16 protein-coding genes and 1 pseudogene are annotated in these 18731 nt (G+C 59.4%); 9 read left to right on the top strand and 8 right to left on the bottom strand.

Features of this window, described 5'->3' with window-relative positions; genetic code table 11:
- Positions 1 to 18: 18 nt before the first annotated feature.
- From tssC to tssA, 3 genes are all read right to left on the bottom strand, one after another.
- Positions 19 to 1500 (bottom strand): type VI secretion system contractile sheath large subunit, encoded by a 1482-nt coding sequence (gene tssC / locus E2F50_RS06195; RefSeq protein ID WP_133315137.1) that lies wholly within the window; start codon positions 1498 to 1500, stop codon positions 19 to 21.
- 122 nt (positions 1501 to 1622) lie between these two features.
- Positions 1623 to 2162 (bottom strand): type VI secretion system contractile sheath small subunit, encoded by a 540-nt coding sequence (gene tssB, locus E2F50_RS06190; protein ID WP_133315136.1) that lies wholly within the window; start codon positions 2160 to 2162, stop codon positions 1623 to 1625.
- 89 nt (positions 2163 to 2251) lie between these two features.
- Positions 2252 to 3268, bottom strand: a complete 1017-nt coding sequence (gene tssA / locus E2F50_RS06185) for a type VI secretion system protein TssA (protein ID WP_245515304.1) — start codon at positions 3266 to 3268, stop codon at positions 2252 to 2254.
- Positions 3269 to 3556: 288 nt separating this feature from the next.
- On the opposite strand from tssA, the gene tssH reads away from it, so the two are divergent.
- The 5 genes from tssH (at position 3557) to E2F50_RS06160 (ending at position 8817) form a co-directional block, all read left to right on the top strand.
- Positions 3557 to 6355 carry a type VI secretion system ATPase TssH gene (gene tssH / locus E2F50_RS06180; RefSeq protein WP_202615407.1) on the top strand — a complete coding sequence of 933 codons (2799 nt, stop codon included), beginning with the start codon at positions 3557 to 3559 and terminating at the stop codon, positions 6353 to 6355.
- A 29-nt stretch (positions 6356 to 6384) separates the two neighbouring features.
- Positions 6385 to 6861 (top strand): Hcp family type VI secretion system effector, encoded by a 477-nt coding sequence (locus E2F50_RS06175; RefSeq protein WP_133315134.1) that lies wholly within the window; start codon positions 6385 to 6387, stop codon positions 6859 to 6861.
- A gap of 83 nt (positions 6862 to 6944) precedes the next feature.
- The gene (locus tag E2F50_RS06170; RefSeq protein ID WP_133315133.1) at positions 6945 to 7538 is read left to right on the top strand and encodes a hypothetical protein; all 594 of its coding nucleotides are present in this window, start codon (positions 6945 to 6947) and stop codon (positions 7536 to 7538) included.
- Between the two features lie 55 nt (positions 7539 to 7593).
- A complete protein-coding gene (locus E2F50_RS06165; protein ID WP_133315132.1) occupies positions 7594 to 8472 on the top strand; it encodes an RNase A-like domain-containing protein in 879 nt (292 codons plus the stop codon).
- A 15-nt stretch (positions 8473 to 8487) separates the two neighbouring features.
- Complete coding sequence (locus E2F50_RS06160; RefSeq protein WP_133315131.1) at positions 8488 to 8817, top strand: contact-dependent growth inhibition system immunity protein; 330 nt, start codon at positions 8488 to 8490, stop codon at positions 8815 to 8817.
- A gap of 208 nt (positions 8818 to 9025) precedes the next feature.
- Here the strand turns inward: E2F50_RS06160 and E2F50_RS06155 are convergent, their stop codons facing one another.
- Positions 9026 to 9952 carry a LysR family transcriptional regulator gene (locus tag E2F50_RS06155; RefSeq protein ID WP_133315130.1) on the bottom strand — a complete coding sequence of 309 codons (927 nt, stop codon included), beginning with the start codon at positions 9950 to 9952 and terminating at the stop codon, positions 9026 to 9028.
- Positions 9953 to 10121: 169 nt separating this feature from the next.
- Between E2F50_RS06155 and E2F50_RS06150 the strand changes: the two genes are divergently transcribed.
- The 3 genes from E2F50_RS06150 to E2F50_RS06140 all read left to right on the top strand — a co-directional run bounded on the left by E2F50_RS06150 (position 10122) and on the right by E2F50_RS06140 (position 12208).
- Entirely contained in the window at positions 10122 to 10814 is a 693-nt protein-coding gene (locus E2F50_RS06150; RefSeq protein ID WP_133315129.1) for a type 1 glutamine amidotransferase domain-containing protein, read from the top strand.
- Between the two features lie 96 nt (positions 10815 to 10910).
- The gene (locus E2F50_RS06145) at positions 10911 to 11666 is read left to right on the top strand and encodes an alpha/beta fold hydrolase (protein ID WP_425375359.1); all 756 of its coding nucleotides are present in this window, start codon (positions 10911 to 10913) and stop codon (positions 11664 to 11666) included.
- Positions 11667 to 11779: 113 nt separating this feature from the next.
- On the top strand, positions 11780 to 12208 hold the full coding sequence (locus E2F50_RS06140) for a GlcG/HbpS family heme-binding protein (RefSeq protein ID WP_133315127.1): 429 nt from the start codon (positions 11780 to 11782) through the stop codon (positions 12206 to 12208).
- A gap of 49 nt (positions 12209 to 12257) precedes the next feature.
- Here the strand turns inward: E2F50_RS06140 and E2F50_RS06135 are convergent, their stop codons facing one another.
- From E2F50_RS06135 to E2F50_RS06125, 3 genes are read right to left on the bottom strand one after another with little or no spacing between them, the layout of a single operon-like run.
- On the bottom strand, positions 12258 to 13421 hold the full coding sequence (locus E2F50_RS06135) for a DMT family transporter (RefSeq protein WP_133315126.1): 1164 nt from the start codon (positions 13419 to 13421) through the stop codon (positions 12258 to 12260).
- Between the two features lie 12 nt (positions 13422 to 13433).
- Positions 13434 to 14678: a type III PLP-dependent enzyme gene (locus E2F50_RS06130; protein ID WP_133315125.1), complete on the bottom strand. Its 1245-nt coding sequence runs from the start codon at positions 14676 to 14678 to the stop codon at positions 13434 to 13436.
- A 26-nt stretch (positions 14679 to 14704) separates the two neighbouring features.
- Positions 14705 to 17308 carry a bifunctional diguanylate cyclase/phosphodiesterase gene (locus E2F50_RS06125; protein WP_133315124.1) on the bottom strand — a complete coding sequence of 868 codons (2604 nt, stop codon included), beginning with the start codon at positions 17306 to 17308 and terminating at the stop codon, positions 14705 to 14707.
- Between the two features lie 405 nt (positions 17309 to 17713).
- On the opposite strand from E2F50_RS06125, the gene E2F50_RS06120 reads away from it, so the two are divergent.
- The gene (locus E2F50_RS06120) at positions 17714 to 18187 is read left to right on the top strand and encodes an Hsp20 family protein (protein ID WP_133315123.1); all 474 of its coding nucleotides are present in this window, start codon (positions 17714 to 17716) and stop codon (positions 18185 to 18187) included.
- A 258-nt stretch (positions 18188 to 18445) separates the two neighbouring features.
- Here the strand turns inward: E2F50_RS06120 and E2F50_RS23350 are convergent.
- Positions 18446 to 18630 (bottom strand): annotated as a pseudogene (locus E2F50_RS23350) (microcin ABC transporter ATP-binding protein); the annotation flags it as partial.
- Positions 18631 to 18731: the final 101 nt, after the last annotated feature.

Raw genomic sequence — 18731 nt, 5'->3', positions numbered from 1 at the left:
GCCGCGTGAAGTGGTGCATCAGGATTTGGACGGAATGCGCGCCACCATCCGAAGCGAGGTGGTCAGTTCCTCCATCTGCAGCCAAGGGCGCATCCAGGCCACGGCATTATAGGAGCCGGGCCTGCCCGGAATTTCCTGGACCGTGACCTTGGCATCGCGCAGCGGGTATTTGGCGCGTGATTCCTCGCCCGCTTCGTCGTTGGCATTGACGTAGTTGGAGATCCAGCGGTTGAGCCAGGCCTCGCAATCTTTTGCCTCCATGAACGAGCCGATCTTGTCGCGGCCCATCACCTTCAGATAATGGGCGAAGCGCGAGGTCGCCATCATATAAGGCAAGCGAGCCGACACGGCCGCATTGGCCGTGGCTTCCGGGCGGTCGTAGAGCTTAGGCTTGTGGGTGGTCTGGGCACCGAAGAACACGGCGTAATCGGTGTTCTTGTAATGGCAGAGGGGCAGGAAGCCGAGCTTGCCGAGTTCGGCGTCGCGCCGGTCGGTAATGCCGACTTCCGTCGGGCATTTCAGGTCCAGGTCTCCGTCGTCGCTGGCAAAGACATGCATCGGCAAGCCCTCTACCTTGCCGCCATTTTCGGCACCGCGGATCGCCGTGCACCAGCCGCTCTTGGCAAATGCCTCGGTCAGTCGTGTGCCCATCACATAGGCGGCATTCATCCAGCAATAGTTCTCGTGCGGCAGTTCGCCATTCTTCGAGCCGCCGGTTTCGTCATAGTTGAACTCGTCGATCTTGCTGGTCTGCGGGCCATAGGGCATGCGTGCAAGAACGCGTGGCATGGCAAGCGTTACAAAGCGGGAATCGTCACTTTCGCGCAGGCTGCGCCATTTGGCATATTCTACCGTCTCGAAGATCTTTTCGAGATCACGGGGCTTGGCTAATTCGCGGTAGTCCTCGAAGCCGAACATGCGCGGGCTGGCCGCCGAGATGAAGGGTGCAAAGGCGGCCGCTGCGATCGACGATACGCCTTGCAGTAGCTGCACGTCGTCAAAGGAATTGTCGAACTCGTAATCGCCGATCAGGGCGCCCATCGGCTCGCCGCCCGGCGTGCCGAATTCGTCTTCATACACGGATTTGAACAGCCGCGACTGGTCGAATTCCACAGCCTTCGCCAAGTCCTTGCTGACTTCGCGCTTGGAGGCGTTGAGCACGCGGATCTTCAGATTGACGCTCGTCTCCGAGTTCTTGACAAGATATTGCAGCCCGCGCCAAGTGCCTTCCAACTTCACGAATTCCGGCGCCTGCATGATCGCCGCGAGCTGCTGCGAAATCGTCTTGTCGAGTTCGGCAATCGCGTTGTTGAGGGTGATCGTCAGGTTGCGATCATAGGTGACGGTGCCCTTGAGGGCTTGGTCGGTCAGAGTTCGTAGGAGGTCCTGGGCACGGTTCGGCTCAGTCTGCCGGGTCGCTGCGACCACCTTGGACAGAAGGTCCTGATCCTGTGCAAAATCGACGTTTTCCTTCGCCTGCAATTGGGTATCAGCGCTCATGGGTCAATCCTTCTTACGGAGCTGCGGCCCTTGTGGTCAGAGACATCACGGTAGGCACTGCTTCTAGAACATATCGAGGGCAGAACTTTTTGAGCGCGCAAAGAGCCGCGCGCCGGCGGCATTCAGCTGACGGAGTCCTGCTTGCCCTCCGGGGAGTTGCCGTTCAGTGACTTTCCGCCAAGCTGGGCAACGAGCTGCGAAAGGTCGGCCTTGTTTTGCAGGATGTCCTCCAGCAGCCGCTCCAGCTCTTCAGAGCGATCCGCCTTGCTCATCAGGTCACGCAATTCGTTGCGCGCATCGAGCAGTGCTTTCAGTGCAGGAACCTGGTTAACGACGGAGCCCGGTTCGAAATCGTCCATGCTTTCGAATTTCAGCGAAACCGGAAGCTCGGTGCCATCATCTTTCAGCGTGTTCTTCACGGACAAATTGAGGCCCGGCGTCATCCGGCGCATCACGTCATCGAAATTGTCGCGGTCGATCTGGACGAACTTCCGCTCGCCGAAGGGCTTGAGCGGCTGCGTCGGATTGCCGGAAAAATCGCCGAGCACCCCGACCACGAAGGGCAGTTCCTTGACCACCATAGCGCCTTCGGTTTCCACCTCATACTTGATGTGGACGCGCGGCTTACGGACCCTTTCCAGTTTCTCGTGCACACTTGCCATCGAATTCTCCTTCGTGCCATCGGCAGATCAAGGGTTGAAATTGTTGCAAATCGCTGGCGGGCAAGGCCCCCGTGCAATATAATTTTGTGTCAGCTCCCGCGATCCTCCGTCGCGGGTTGGATGCCTGCGGCTGTCAGGACTGCGTGGCGCACCGCCTGTTCCGGCAGAAGTTCCGCCAGCAGTTCCGAGAAATCCATCCGGCCGCGCCGCACAAGCGTATCTATGGACATGGCGATCGGCGAATGGGGTTCGTTGCGGCGGAAATAACGGGCCACCGTCGTCAGGATTTCAAAGGCCTGATCGCGGGAGCGAATAGCGTCGACCGTCAGAGACCGGACCGGCGCCACCTCGTCATTGCGTTCGCCTGTCTCGGCTGGATGAGGTTCTGATCGCTCGACAGCTGCCGGAGAGGCGGGAGCGGCGGTTTCGGCCTCTATTCCAGCAAGTACGCGGATTGCAGCCGCAGCCTCCTGCAATGCATTGCGTGTGTTGGAACTGGGAGGAGCCTGGTCGCCGCAGCGTTGGTCGAGTAAATCCACCAAGCGATCGTATGCCTGCATGCACTGCGTCAGCACGGCCAGGTGATCTGCCATGGCCGCGACTCCGACCTCTGTCGCTGCCTGCTGCAGTTCCTCACGTCGCTCCGCTTGACCCGGCCGTTGACCGAGCTGAAAATCCCAGAGCGAAAACTGCGCGAATTTTCCGCCAGGGATCAATGAAGTCAAACGGATCGGCTGAATGATCGTGCCTTCGCCGCCGATACCGTTAAGCCCTGCCAGGGGGGCGAAACGCTCTTCAAAATCGTCATCGCCGATAGAGTGAATAGAATCGAAATAGTTGTCCAAAAGCGACACCGTGGCCTCGTAGACATCCCTTAGGCCTTCGAAGCCGCGCAGCCGAAGCTGGGCTTCCGCAAGCCAGGCCAATACTTCGATGTCTTTGCTTTCGGAAGAAAGTATCTGCAATCCAAGATTGTTAACATCCTGCCATGCTGGTGAAACGCCAATGGTTTCACCCGGATCTATTCCGCGCTCTGCGGTCCGGGCAGCGTTTCTGGCATCCTTAATTCTATAATATATTGCGCGAGCGGAAGTATTGGTCCGCACGTTTTCTCCGCATGGATCGTTTTGATCAAGTGGAGCGGCAATCTGGAGGACGTTCACGCGAAAAATATCTCCAAAAACCAAAGCTTAGTCACTCTGAAGGACATTTTGGGCAGGCTATATTGGCTTGTCAACCTCTGCTGGCTCACGACAGATTTGTGACATCGCTCGACTGAACTAATTTTGAAAATAGCGCATCTTGCCGGCTGGACAAGCCTGAGTGACCGCTCTAGTTGTTGCCTGGCATCTCGAAAGAACACTGAACTTCCTCAAAAAGGCAGGCCTTGATAGATGTCCAATATAGATCTCAACCGTCTGATCAGAACGCTTGAGCCCAATCTGCGTGTCGGTCTTGAGACAGGCGCATCAATAGCTGCGCGCCATCGGCATCCGGTTGTGGAAGTCGCTCACTGGCTGCGGGCGCTGCTCGACCTTCCAGATTGTAGTCGTTCCCTAGAAGAACTGAATGTGTCGGCGCAGGCCCTGCGCGCCGAGCTTGATGTAGCAATCGCTGATATGTCGAGCCAAGACGGCGGCGCACTGACGCTTTCCCAAAACCTTTTGACTCTGGCGCGCGAAGCTTGGCTGGTCGCCTCCCTGCAATGCGGTCGCGACAGCGTTGCTTTGGCCGATCTGCTTGTTGCACTCACCAGCGAAGCGAGTTTGCGCGTCGTTGCACGCGGCATTGCTCCGTCTCTGCGTGGCCTCGACAAGACTTCGCTGGATCGTATGTTGCAGGCCGCGGGCACCGCGTCGCTGGAGCCATCAAAGCCGACCTTGGGGTCGTCGGGTTCCTCGGCGGCCGACAATGAATTCCTGCGCCTCTACACGCGCGACATGACGGCGGATGCCCGTGAAGGCCGCATTGATCCGGTCATTGGAAGAGACGTCGAGCTAAGGCAGGTCGTCGACATCCTCATGCGCCGGCGGCAGAACAACCCGATCCTGGTCGGCGAGGCCGGTGTCGGCAAGACGGCCGTGGCCGAGGCTTTTGCGCTTGAGATCGTCGCCGGTAATGTGCCGGACCGCCTCAAGGATGTAAGGCTGCTGCTGCTTGACCTTAGCCTGCTGCAGGCGGGAGCGGGTGTGAAGGGCGAGTTCGAGCGACGGCTGCATGGCGTGGTCGATGCGGTCAAAGGCTCGCCCGATCCGGTGATCCTATTTATCGACGAGGCGCATGGCCTGATCGGTGCCGGGGGCCAGGCGGGGCAGGGCGATGCGGCCAATATCCTGAAGCCTGCCCTGGCGCGCGGCGAACTGCGCACCATCGCTGCGACGACCTGGAGCGAATACAAGCGCTTCATTGAGAAAGACGCCGCCCTGACACGCCGGTTTCAAACGGTGCTGGTGGGCGAACCCGACGAGGCGACCGCCATCCGCATGCTGCGCGGCGTCGCGGAAAACCTCAAAAAACATCACCAGGTGCGAATCCGCGACGAAGCCATTGTTGCCGCGGTGCGACTGTCGGCACGCTATATGCCGGCGCGACAATTGCCCGACAAGGCGATCAGCTTGATCGATACGGCTGCCGCTGCGGTTGCACTTTCGCGCCAGACAGTACCGGAAGCGCTGAAGCAGTTGACGACCGAGAAGGACCTGCTCGAGCAGGAGGCTGCTTGGTTGAAGAACGAGCCTGAAACAGCGCAAACGCTGGAACGGCTTGCTGTAATCGCGGATGAGCAGGCGGCCATCGCGGTCGAGATTGAGGCGGTGCAGTCGAAGCTCGACGAAGAGATGCGGCTGGCGCGCGAGGCCGATCGGCTTGAGGCGGTGTTCAGCCAGGACGGCCATGTGACGTCCCTCGATGTCAGCGGCGGCGAGGCTGACGGCGGCGAGGTCAGTGCCAATGTTGCGCCTTTCCCGGCGCACGCCATGACACCGGAAAGTGCCAGGGCCGCACTTTCGGCAACCGAGCTGAGCCTCTCGGCGGTGGCGGGCGAAAAGCCGCTGGTACCGCGGGTCGTGGACAAGGACGTGGTTGCCGCCGTGGTGGCGCGCTGGACTGGCATCCCGGTTGGCAAATTGTTGTCCGATCAGGTCGAGACGGTAAAGTCGCTCGACGCGCGGCTGAAGGAAAAGGTGCTTGGGCAGGATGCTGCAATCGCGCGTATTGCGTCCGCGATGCGCGCCGCTCGTGCCGGGCTTTCGGACCCGCGCCGGCCGCCGGCGGTCTTCCTGCTGGTCGGTATGTCCGGTACCGGCAAGACCGAAACAGCGCTTTCCCTGGCCGACATGCTCTACGGCGGCCCCCAACATCTGACAACGATCAACATGTCGGAGTTCAAGGAAGAGCATAAGATTTCCATGCTTCTCGGTTCGCCGCCCGGCTATGTCGGCTATGGTGAAGGCGGCGTCTTGACCGAGGCCGTGCGCCGCCGGCCCTATGGGGTTCTGCTGCTTGACGAGGTCGACAAGGCTCATCCCGGTGTTCAGGAGATATTCTACCAGGTCTTCGACAAGGGCGTGTTGCGCGACGGCGAAGGCCGCGACATCGATTTCAAGAACACCACGATTTTCATGACCGCCAATACGGGGTCCGAGCTTCTTGCAAGCCTTGCTGCCGATCCTGACACCATGCCGGAGGGCGAGGCGCTGGAAGCTTTGCTGCTGCCCGAACTGCAGAAACATTTCAAACCGGCATTTCTCGGACGCACCACCATCCTGCCTTTCATGCCGCTTGGAACCGAAAGCCTTGCCGGCATCGTCGACATCCAGATCGACCGCATACGGCAGCGGATCCTTGCCGCTTACGGAACTGCGCTCTCGCTCTCGTCGCAGGCGCGCGAAGCCCTGGTCGGGCGTGCCAAGACGAGCGAATTGGGCGCCCGGGCGATCGAGATCATGATCGGCCGCGACCTTCTTCCTGTTCTATCGACCTTCTTCCTCGACGCAGTCGCGGAAGGCTGCAAGGTCGCAAACATAGTGATAGAGTTCGAGGATCACGCCTTTGGTATTCGTGCCGAAGATGCCGGGGTCCCACCGCAATTCGTTTCGCCGGAGGATAACCGGGAGGCGGATGAAAATCCCCGAGACGCAAGCGCCTTCGGGGAGACGGAAGACGAAAGGCAAATTGGCCTTAGACGCAACTAGGCAAAACCCGATCACAGGAGAGCTTACGCATGCCGATTTATCTGCAGATCGATGGTATCCAGGGTGACGCGACGCATGAGCAGCATCGCAAGTGGATGGATATCGAAGCCATTCATTGGAATGTTTCCCGCAACATGAACACGTCCGCTGGTTCCGCAGCGAACCGTGAAGCTTCCGAGCCGACGATTTCGGAAGTCATCCTCACCAAGGTCAGCGATTCGTCGTCGACCAAGCTTTTCCAGGAAGCGTGCTCCGGCCGCACCGGCAAACGCACCGTCATCCATCTGGTGACGACTGGCAATCCGGGCGAGACCTACATCGAATACACCCTCACGAATACGCTGATTGCCAGCTATTCGATCGATTCTAACGGCGATCGCCCGATCGAGACGATCAAGCTCAACTTCACCAAGCTGGAAGTGAAGTACACACCGTTCGACGAAAATCAGTCGCCGCAGTCGCCGATGATTGCGTCCTACGACCTTGCCACGACCAAGGCGGCGTAAGCGACCTCTTCATAGGAGGCGCCGGATTCGTCCGGCGCCTCCTCCCATGCGTGAGGTGGTTCTGGCTTTGGAGGAGATTGTCGATGAGCAATCCAGACATCGGTAAGATAGCACTGACAGATTATAATTTGATCATCGAGGAGGTTTTCGACGAAAGCATTTTCGGCATGGTCGCCCCGAGCCAGAAGATTGGTGGCGTCAAGGTGATCGGTACCAGTCACCTGCAGGTCATCCGGCGAGTTTATACGCTGACCACCGGTGAGGACGTCTATTTCAAGGGCCGTAAGATACAGGGCATGCCCGGTGCAAGGGAATTTCTGTCAGAGTTCCTGGAGCCCGGCAAGCAGATCACCACCAAGCCGAACGGCAAGGTCGGCGTGCTCAACCGTTATGTCGGTAAGAAGAACATTTTCTCCGCGAAGGCATTGGAGCACTACAAGAAATCCGTGACGCTGCCGTTTCTGCGCATTTATGGCGAGGATCCGGCGCCCACCCGCCTCCTTCACGGCAATCCAGCGGTCACCTTCCTGCAAAAGACCGGCGAACGTCCGATCGCCGCAGCCTATTTCAACAGCCGCACGAACCGGTTGGATTTCCTCCACTACTTCGACCGTCGCACGCTGCTCGACAATTTCGCCAAACGGTTTTCGCAGGCTTCCTTGGCCGCAACAGGCTGAGGATCGCCGGCAGGAAAGGCAACCGCCATCCCCAAGGATCTGGGGTGAAACGAAGATGGTAGCAACGGCAGCAGGTCTTTCCCCCCGCGGCGAAGGCGACGAGCATCAGGAAGGTCTGCGGATCGCTCTTTCGGCAACGCAATTGGCGGCCGTCCTGGAGAACGAGACGCTTGAGCCGGGAGCGACGCTCGGCAACCGGTTGATCGGCGGACTGAGGCTGCTCGGCTGCGGTGCGGAACTCCTCGGTGCGGGCGCCTTGCTTGCGGCGCCGGAGCCGACCATGGTGACCAAGGCCGGCGGTGTGGCGCTCGGCGCCCATGGGGTGGATCAATGCATTGCCGGAGGCCGTCAGGTCTGGACCGGCCGCGACGTGCGCTCTTTCACCGATCGTGGCGCCAGTGCGCTTGCCCAGAGTCTGGGTGCGTCGCCGGGCACGGCCCGGAATGTCGGGCTGGCGGCAGAGATCCTCGTGCCGGTCGGCGGCGCGGTGCTCGCCAATGCCGTCAGGACCGGAGCGATCCGCGGCGGCCGTATTGTTCTCATGCGTCATGAGGCGGTGGATCAGGCGTCGCGCGCCGGCGGCCATACGATTGCCAGGCATGTGGGGCGAACCGAGGCGGAACTGCGTGCCCGTATCGCCGCAACCGCGGCTTCCCGCCGGCCGCCGTCGATGATTTCCACCTTCGACGACCTTGCCGCGGCCGAGCGTGCCATCACCCGCGGGCTGCAGATCCACAAGGCGGCGATTCAATCCTGGGCGCGGTCCGGCGCAAGCAACAATCTGGTGCTCGATTATGCGGTCGGGCGGGAGGTTGGGTTCGGTATCGCCCGTGCTTCGGGCCAGGCGTCGCGGTTGAGCAAGATCAAGATCGTGTTGAAGAAAGAGACCTATAACGGCATGCCGCATTACATCCTGACCTCCTATCCGATCTAAGGCGACCAGTCTGACATGAACCAGGACTTCTATTTCCTCGGACAGATGATCGGCGGCTACCTGCACCAGGACATGGATCTCGAGGCGGACAGCGTTCCCGAGGCGATTTCCATCTTTGCCGGCAAGGCCGATGCGGCGACGCTCGAAGGCGTGCAGGTCGACATGAAGACCTTCCTGGAGCGCTACCACAATCAGGCGGAAGAGGAATTCGCCAAGCGCTTCGGACATGATTTCGTGCCGGGCGAAATCGGGCAATCGGTCGGTCAATTCTTCGCCATGGTGACCACGATCCTCGACAACCCGGCCAGCTATTCAAGCTATCTGGACGAGAGCAATACAGTTTGAGCGAACGATGATGAAGACAGGCGTCAGACCTCGAATTTGAAGCCATGAACGATATGTCGACCGCTGCCGATTTCATCCGGGCAGCCGCATCCAAATGCGACCGGTTCCTTTGAACCAACTAACGACAATCAACCGGCCATTGCTTCACCGCCAGCGATTAGTGCAGCCGATAGAAGTAACCGCGCCCGGTCGACGTTGGCGAAAAATGTTATCGCGGGTTCGTGTTGTTCTTTTCTTCCAGCAGATCTTTAGCCACTTCGACGATCAGGGCGCGTAGCCATCGATGGGCGGGGTCATGGCGATAGCGCACATGCCATGCCATCTCGACCGGGAAGGTCCCAAGGTCGACCGGTGCCGACAGGACCTTCAGCCGCGGGTCTTCCGCCAGCCGCCTGCAGATCAGCCTCGGCAGGGTGGCGCAGTAATCGGTGACGGATATCATTTCCGGTACCGCCAGAAAATGCGTCACCGAAACAGCGACCTCGCGCTTCAGCCCCCGCTGCCCCAGCGCCTGGAAGAGGCCGGCCCGCATGCGACCGGGCGGCAGGACATTGACATGCTTCAGCCGCTCGTACTGCTCCGTTGAAAAACTGTCCTGAACGTCGGGATGATCCCGGCGCACGACGCAGGCGAGCCCGTCGTCCATCAGATGCTGCACCACCAGATTGTCCGGCGGATCGACCATGCGGCCGATCACCATGTCGGTTGCGCCGGACATGGCGCCGGTTTCTACAAGATCGTTGCCGAAGGGGGTAAGACGAAGCTTGATGCCATCGGCCCGTTCGCGCAGGCGGGCCACCACGGCCGGCATCAGTACGAATTCCACATAGCTGTTCGGCGCGATGGTAAAGAGCCGTGTCGTGCTTGCCGGATCGAATTCCTGCTGGCCGCGGATCACGTCGTCAATGCCGGCCAGTGCGGTGCTAATGGCCGGTGCCAATTCCTCCGCCATCTGGGTCGGCTTCATGCCGTAGCGCTCGCGGATGAAGAGCGGATCCTTCAACGTGTCGCGCAGCCTGGCCAACGCGTTGGAAAGCGCAGGCTGTGTCATCCCGAGGCGCTCGGCAGCCCGGGTGACGTTGCGCTCCTCCATCAGCGTGACAAAGACCGGCAGCAGGTTCAGATCATATTTCATCGAGATATATTGCAGGTCGTATATCTTAAATCAAAGAAATAAATTTCCGAAATGTTGCGAGGCGGGGCATGATCAGGGTGTCGAAAGGGCAGCGGTCACACGGATCGCCCGGACGGCGGAAACAGCGGCAGCCAAGGGCTCGCCGCAGAAGCTTGAAAGGCTCAAGACAATGAAGATCCTCATGGTACTCACCTCGCATGATGAATTGGGCAATACGGGCCGCAAGACCGGCTTTTGGCTCGAAGAATTCGCCGCTCCTTATTATGCTTTTCTGGAGGCTGGTGCCGATATCACCGTCGCATCGCCGAAGGGCGGCCAGCCGCCGCTCGATCCGAAGAGCGACGAGCCGAGCTTCCAGACCGATCAGACCCGCCGCTTCCACACAGATCCAGCCGCTCAGCAGGTCTTGGGCGCGACCGTCCGTCTCGACTCCGTCTCGGCCGAAGACTTCGATGCTGTCTTCTATCCGGGTGGCCATGGCCCGCTCTGGGATCTCGCAGAAGACAAGAACTCGATCACCCTGATCGAAAGTCTTTACCAGGCTGGCAAGCCGGTCGCCTTCGTCTGCCACGCGCCGGGGGTCCTGCGTCATGTGAAAGACGCCGACGGCAAGCCGCTGGTTCAGGGAAGACAAGTGACAGGATTCAAGAACACGGAAGAAGACGGCGTAGGCTTGACCAATGTCGTGCCTTTCCTGGTCGAGGACATGCTGAAGCAGAACGGAGGTGTCTATTCCAGCGGCGATGACTGGACCTCCTATGCCGTGCAGGACGGACGGCTTATCACCGGCCAGAACCCTGGTTCATCGGTCGAGACGGCTGGTATCCTACTGGCCACTCTGCAGGCAGCCAAGGCCGCCTGACCGCAGCCTTGAGTTTATTCGCAAAATACGGAGGCGGCAGCGATGCTCGCTGCGCCTTCGAGGGTCCGCCAACATATCAATTCGAGGGTTATTCCCGTGTCGTCAATCTTGAAATCATTTGCAGTCGCCGTTGTTTTAGCCTTCGCAGCATTACCGGCGGCGGCCGTCGCCGGTAAGGTCAACAACGTGGTCCTGGTCCACGGCGCCTTTGCCGACGGTTCGGGCTGGAATGCCGTCGCGGGCCTGCTGACCGAGAAGGGGTACAAGGTCAGCATCGTGCAGGAACCGGAGACCAGTCTTGAGGACGATGTCCAGGCGACGCAGCGTGTCCTCGACCAGCAGGATGGTCCCGTCGTCCTGGTCGGCCATAGCTACGGCGGCCAGATCATCACCGTTGCCGGCAGCGATCCCAAGGTGAAGTCATTGGTTTATGTCGCAGCCCTGGTGCCGGACATCGGCGACAGCCTTTTGTCGCTGGTAAAGACGATGCCGCTGCCGAACGAGGACATAAAGTCCACCAAAGACGGCTATCTCTACCTGGACCCGGCCAGGTTCGCGATCGATTTCGCCGCGGATCTGCCGAAGCAGACTGCGGCCTTCATGGCGAGCTCGCAGGTCTTCGTGTCGGAAAAGGCCTTTTCCGCCCCGGCCAGCAAGGCTGCCTGGCATGACAAGCCGTCGTTTGCGATCGTCGCCACCCAAGACAAGGCGCTCAACCCGGATCTCGAACGATGGATGTACAAGCGCGTCGGCGTCGACGTGACCGAGATCGCCGCCAGCCACGCGGTCTACATGTCGAAGCCGCAGGCGGTTGTCGACGTCATTGAAAAGGCGGCACAGGCTGTCCGTTAACGGCAACCCAAAGGTCCGGCGGATCGCTCTGCCGGACCTCGGTTGATGCCGAACCTTAACACCCTCTTGCCTCTCTGCCGCAAGAGGTCGTCACCAGCACGATGGACTGAAACATGCCCTATTCATTCACAAGTCTCAGCCTTGCAGATGCGCGGTCAGCTCTCGATGCCGGTCTCGCCGTAGCTGAGGCGCTCGGCGTTCCCTGTTCCATCGCCATCGTCGAAGCCAGCGGGCAGCTGATCGGCTTCGCCAGGCCGGACAAGGCCATGCTAGGTTCGGCCGAACTTGCGATCAACAAGGCGTTCACCGCCGCGATCTTCCAGAATTCGACAGAGGCAATCGGAAGGTTGGCCACTCCTGGAGCCGAGCTTTACGGCATACAGAACAGTCATGCAGGGAGGGTGGTGATATTCGGCGGCGGCATTCCAATCCTCATCGGCGGGAAAGTGGTCGGTGCGATTGGTGTCAGCGGCGGCACGGTGGCGCAGGACATCGAGATCGCCAATGCTGCGCAGGCCAACTTGCCGTCGGTCAGACTTTAGCGCGATTCGAGGAATGATCAGCCGCCAAATCCTTGGCTGCTATCGGCCGCTAGGTGGAAAGCAGCAGATCCTGGATCTTTGACGGCAGAAGCACTGGCTCGTGCAACTCGTCGGCTATCTGCAGAACCAGCCGGAAGGCCTGGAGAAGTTCCGGCATTTCCCGGTCATGTTTGCCCGGCTCATAGTCGCCGCCGACTTCGACAAGCCTTTCAACGATCCTGTTGGTGACTTCGCTGAGGTCCGTCTCGGTTTGGATGGAGCTTACCTGCGCCAGCCAGCCATCCCCACCGCTACCGGCTGGGAAAGCGACTAAGGAGGGTGGCTGGCTCTTCTTCCAAAGGCTCGCGCTGGCGATGATTGCGCCGGTGATCACAAGCAACCCGCACCAGAGAAGCGAGAGGGTAAGGGCTGCGCCTGTGAAGACGGCGACGATCACCGCGCCGATGAAGGGTTCCACGTAGGAGAAGGCGCCAAGCGCCTGTATGTCTCCCTTTTTGAGGCCGAAATCCCAGAAATAGATGGCAAGGCCCATCGGGAAGAAACCTAGTCCGGCAATGGCGAGCCATTCTGACGTTTGCGGCGCCACCCAGGTTTCCAGAAGGAGGTGCGCCGCAAAGGCGGTGAAGGCCGAGACACCGTAGAACATGCCCAGTGCGCTGGAGGGCACGTCGGGCAACAAGCGCGTCACGACGGAATAAAGACCCCAAAGCCCTGCGGCGACGCCGATCAATGCGAGATAGTAGAATGAGGAGCCGCCATTGCCGCCTTCGCTGCCGGTGTCGATCAGCAGCATGACGCCGAAGAAGCCGAGCAGGGCGCCTACAACATGCCACCATCGAAGCCGTTCACCCGGCAGAAAGGCCGAACCGAGCACGATCATCAAGGGCGTTGTCGATTGCAGCAACGCGGCGGCGGCGGGCGGCGCTTGCTGCGTCGCGTAGTAGATGCAGCTGTGATAGCCGACGAGAGATACAACTGTCAGGACCCAGACCCGGAGCGGCTGCCGAAAGGCTTCCAGCGGGTGGGCGCCGGTGAAAAGCCAGACCGCAGGCGACATGGACGCAGCAAACAGAAAAGCCAGCGCCACCGTTTGAAGCGGCGGGATCGATGTCGTCAGAGTGACGAGCATGGTTTCCGTCGCCCACAGGACCACGCCGGCCGCGCCGATCAAAGAGGCAAAGAGTCTGCCGGCTGGTCTTAAATGTCTCGACATGGAGCGGCTCGTCTATTCGCCGAGACACACGATCTTGTCGGTAAAGAAGCCGTTGAACTGCGTGCGCATGGAAAGGCTGTAAGCACCCATCATGCCGATCTCGATCCAGTCGCCTTCCTTCACATCGTCTGGGAGGGTAATTGGCGCGCCAAGCACGTCATTAGAATCGCAGGTGGGGCCATAGACCTTGAAGCTTGCCAAGGGCGCGGCAGGCCGCGAATGGCTACGGACCAGCCTGATCGGACGTGTTTCCTTTGGATGCGTCAGTTCCTGCAGCGTGCCGAATACGCCGTCATTGATGTAGAGCGTTCTATCCTTGCGGACCACGACCTGAACGATCGTCGTGCCTGCTTCCGCCACCAGGGCGCGGCCCGGCTCGCAGAGAATGATGCAGCCTGGCGGCAGGTCGAGACTGCGTTTGGCATGGACAATCTGTCCGAAATAATGCTCCACGCCCTGAACCCGGTCGCCGGGATAGGGAGCAGGGAAACCACCGCCGACGTTCAGAACGCTGAGCTGGACGCCCGCAGTGCGTGCGACCTTTCCTGCCAGGGTTACGGCAGCCGAGAAGGCCTCCGGCGCAAGGCATTGGGAGCCGACATGGAAGGAAATGCCCGCCTTTGCGCCGCGCTGATGAATCATCTTGAGCATCCTGGCCGCATCGGCCGGCTGGGCACCGAATTTCGTAGACAGGACATATCGAGCGTCTGCCGGCTTGGTTGCCAGTCTGACCGCAACGATGAGATCGCTGTCGAAATTGGCCTCCTGGAAGATCTTCTCGATCTCTTCTTCGCAATCGGCTGTGTAGAAGCGGATGCCGTGATCGAAGGACGCGGTGCGGATTGCCGGGCGCGACTTGGCAGGATTGTTGAAGAACTGGCCTGCTGCCATACCGAAGACATTGTGAATGAGGCGCACCTCTTCCAGCGAGGCAACATCAAAATCTGTGATTCCGGCCTTGAACAACGTCTCCAGAACCAGCGGATGCGGATTGCATTTCACCGCATAGAGGGGGCGGCCCGGAAATGTGCTGAAGCGCTTGGCTGCTTCACGGATCTTGGCCGGCGCCAGGCAGAAGACCGGTTCTGTCGGGCGCAGCTGAGAGATGACCGAATCGACGCTTTCATATACCGGCAGCCCCGGGTTTAAAGGCCGGCTGCGATCTAGCTGCGGCAATGCCCATTCCAGCTGCTGCCTGAGTTTCTGCGGCTCGTTGGCCGCATCAAGATCAATGCGAAGTGCACTTTGAGCGCTCATGTTTCTTCCCTGCATTTTATGATTTCTTAGGCCGCGACATCCGCGGTCATCTCGTATCCACGATCATTCCAGTCGCAGATGAACCTGGTCAGTTCCTCGGCGGCGACGGGCCGGCTAAAGAAATAGCCTTGCAATTGGTCGCAGCCTTCGGCCTTTAGGAAAGTGGCTTGCTCAGCTGTTTCGACACCCTCGGCTGTCGTTACCATGTTGAGGCTCTGGCCGAGGCTGATGACGGATTTGACGATTGCGCCTGACTTGTCCTTGTCGCTCATGCCGCCGATGAACGACTTGTCGATCTTGATCTTGTCGAACGGGAACGAATTAAGGTAGCCGAGGGAGGAATAGCCGGTTCCAAAATCGTCCATGGCGATCTTCACGCCGAGTTCCTTGAGCGCCGTCAAGGTTGCAAGCGCGGAGCTGACATCGTTGATCAGCACGCTCTCGGTGATTTCCAGCTCCAGGCGCTCAGGCTGCAGGCCGGTGCGACGCAGCACGTCCTTGACCACTTCGACAAGCTCGCGGTTTCGAAACTGGATCGGCGACAGATTGACGGCCACGCGCAGGTCCGGCCATTCGAGCGCCTGGCGGCATGCGGTCTCCAGAACCCATTCACCGATTGCAACAATAAGGTTCGTTTCCTCCGCCAGCGGAATGAAGTCTATGGGGGACACGATACCGCGCGTCGGATGGCGCCAGCGGATCAGCGCTTCCACGGCCGCGACCTTCTTGGTGCTGATATCGATAAGGGGCTGGTAATGCAGCTCCAGCTGGTTCTTGAGCATGGCCTGGCGCAGGTCGTGCTCTAACGATTTGCGTTCCTGGAGCTCCAGATCCATCTGGGCCTCAAAAATGCGGTAGGTGGCGCGGCCGGCCTGCTTGGCGCGGTAGAGCGCGATATCTGCATTCTTCAGTAGCCGCTCCGGATCGTTGTCGCTTCCTTCGCAAACGGCGATGCCGAGGCTCACGCCGACATGAAGCTCCTGCTCTTCGATCTCGAACGGAGCTCTGACGACGTCGATCAGCCTGCGGCAAAGCTGCTCCGATTCCAGCGGCTGATTGATGCCCACCTGGATAATCGCGAACTCGTCACCACCTAGGCGCGCCACGGTGTCAGTGGATCGGACGCATCCGAGCAGGCGCTGCGACAGCTGCCTGAGCAGGACGTCGCCTGCGCCATGCCCGAGCGTGTCGTTAACTTCCTTGAAATGATCGAGGTCAAGGCAGATCACCGATACCCGTGACAGGTTGCCGTCATTGCTGGTCAGCGCAGCGTTCAGCCGCTCGCGAAACAGCACGCGATTGGGGAGGCCGGTCAGGGCATCATGAAGGGCCAGATGGCTCGCCCGCGCCTGCGCTTCGACTTCCTCGGTAATATCCGTGGCCGTTCCACGGAAGCCGACAAACACGCCGCTTGCATTATAGCTCGGCCGCCCAGCCAAGCGGCAGACACGCGTCGCGCCAGATGCGTCCTTGTAGAGGCATCGCAGATCGCGGAACGCATGCCGTTCTGCGGTCTCCTGTAGCAGCCTCGTCCAGCCGTCATTACCGCTATCGCTCTGGAAAAATTGTGAAAGTGCTTTGCCAAGCACATTGGCGGCCGCTATCCCGGTCACCTCCGAAAAACGTGTCGACAGGAACATCATCTGCAGGCGCGGATCGCATTCCCAGATCCAGTCGGAGGAAGCCTCGGCGACATCTTTGAACCGCGCTTCGCTTTCTTGAAGGGTCTGGGCATAGGCCTCAACGGTTTTGGCAGACGCTTCGAGCGCCTGCGTCGACCGCTGGATGTTGCGAACCACAAGCACGGAAAATGCGCCAAGAATGATGACCGCGATGGCCAGCGGCGGCGCAAGCAACGGGAGAAGTTTATAGCCCGGCGTGGCTGGGGTCCAGGTAATGGCGCCCAGAGGTCTGCCATCGGAAGAGGTAAGATGAACGGAGGCTGCCGCGCCGGCGGGCTCAACCGTATCGAATCTCAAATTGGAAAGAAGATACTCCTCGCCCATCCTGCCGAGGAAGGACTGATTGAGCCTCTTGGCGAAAACGAGAGTGGAAAGCGAGTCTCCTGCGACGCTCGTCCGGTCGACGGATGGCGGAAGAATAGCCGTTGCGGCGACGATAAGGACGTTGTCGCCGGACTTCAGCATTCCGGTTACTGGTTCCGTTTGGTTGCGGGACTTTGCAAGTAACTCTTTCAGGCCGGATGGAATTTCGGAAAATGCATCCATGTCCTGCGGAGCGCCCTCGATGACGGCGTAAACGGTTTTGCCCGAAGGATTGATGGCAAATGCCATCTCGTAGCCCAGACCCTCAAATATATTCGCGCCGATATTGCCGTCAGTGGCTGCCCAATCCGTATCCACCTTGAGGTGGAGATTGTTGTAAGCATCCTCCCAGACGGCGTAGTCCTTCAGGTTGCGCGCGACCTCGCGGGTTTTGACGGTGAGGGCGGTCTGCGCAAGCTTGGTCGAAGCTTCTACTTCGAGCTTGTTCTGCCTGTCAGCGCTGACAAAAAGGAAGCCTAAGACGACAACGATCGCGACGATGAGGATACCGGCCATCGGCACGACGATACGCCTTGTGAACCTCTCGCCCGAAATCGGACGACTGAAGACCTGCGGGGAAAACATTCAATTGCCTTTCAACAGGATTGTGGAAGGCAAGATGATCACTACTCCGAAATATTGGGTTAACTTGATATAGGCCAAGTATTTACACTTAAGAAATTGTTCAGCTCCAGTAGAGTCATCTAAATAAGCATCGGGGCTTCTTCCAATGCGACGTGCGCTGCTGATGGTTGCAGTCGCTACTTTCCGTCTAGACCTCGCTGAAAGAAATGACTGCTGGGCTGGCAAATTGCGCATGCCAAACCCGCAAGCCAGAACACGCACAAAAAAATCTTTTGCGGCAGTCTTGAAGCCGAAAAACGCACAACCCAAATCGATTGCACCGGCAGCCTTGAGGAGGTGCCGGTTGTCGGGGGCGCCGGTTTCCGAGGCGTCCTCATCCCATGTTGCTTTACGGAGGATATGGCTATGAGAACTGAATTCGACTTTGCCCCGCTTTACCGGTCCAGCATCGGCTTTGACCGTGTCTTCAATCTTCTCAACAACGCGCAGCGCCTGCACGCGATCGATAATTGGCCGCCCTATGACATCGTTAAGACGGGCGAAGACGACTATCGCATCACCATGGCAGTCGCGGGCTTCGCCGAAGGCGAACTCGACGTGACGCAGGAGCGGAACGTGCTTGTGGTAAAGGGCGGCCGCGCCGACAAGCAGGAAGGCGAATACCTGCACCGCGGCATCGGGTCGCAATCGTTTGAACGGCGCTTCGAGTTGGCGGACCATGTGAAGGTCGAGACGGCAAAGCTGGCGAACGGCCTGCTGTCGATCGCCTTGCGGCGAGAAATCCCCGAAGCGATGAAGCCGCGTCAGATCGCCATCAGCAGCGGTTTGTCTGACCAAACCGCTCCGCTTCAGATCGAAGCGGAAAAGCAGGTCGCCTGATTCTTCGGTCAGTGGAGACAGCGATGAAGATGCGTACGAAGCCTTTCGTCGTTGAGATCAGACGAAGCCGAAAGGTCAGACGCAATGGCCAGAAGCTGGCGTCCTGGTTGAATGCCTCGAGGCGGCGTTTTAACCTGTCGGCAAAAGCCGGCACATTGCGACTGCCCATCGAGGGCTTGGGTTGAAAAGCAAAGGCGCGGCATTGCCGCGCCTTTCAAATTTTTGGAGCTCTACAGCCCCAAAGTCGCTGCTACCGTCAACGTTGATGGCAGCGCCGATCAGAGCCTTGATATAGGCAGCGCGCGGCGTGTCAAAAAAATCGTTTCGGTCTCGCCTTCTTCAACGATGCGGCCATTCTTCATGACGATCACATAGTCGGACATCGCCCGGACCACGGAAAATTCCGGGCTGATGAAGATGTAGGACAGCGTGTGATGATCGCGTCGCTTTGGATGAGCAGCAGAAGCTCGCGGGGATTTGAGCCGACAGGAACTCGCTCCCGCTGCCGGCCAGTCCGCATGAGGTGCATCTAAATGCGCGCCAA

Origin of the sequence: Rhizobium deserti (genome assembly GCF_004358025.1) — a bacterium.
Classification (GTDB): Bacteria; Pseudomonadota; Alphaproteobacteria; order Rhizobiales; family Rhizobiaceae; genus Neorhizobium; species Neorhizobium deserti.
This window is presented reverse-complemented; position numbering and strand designations above follow the sequence as displayed.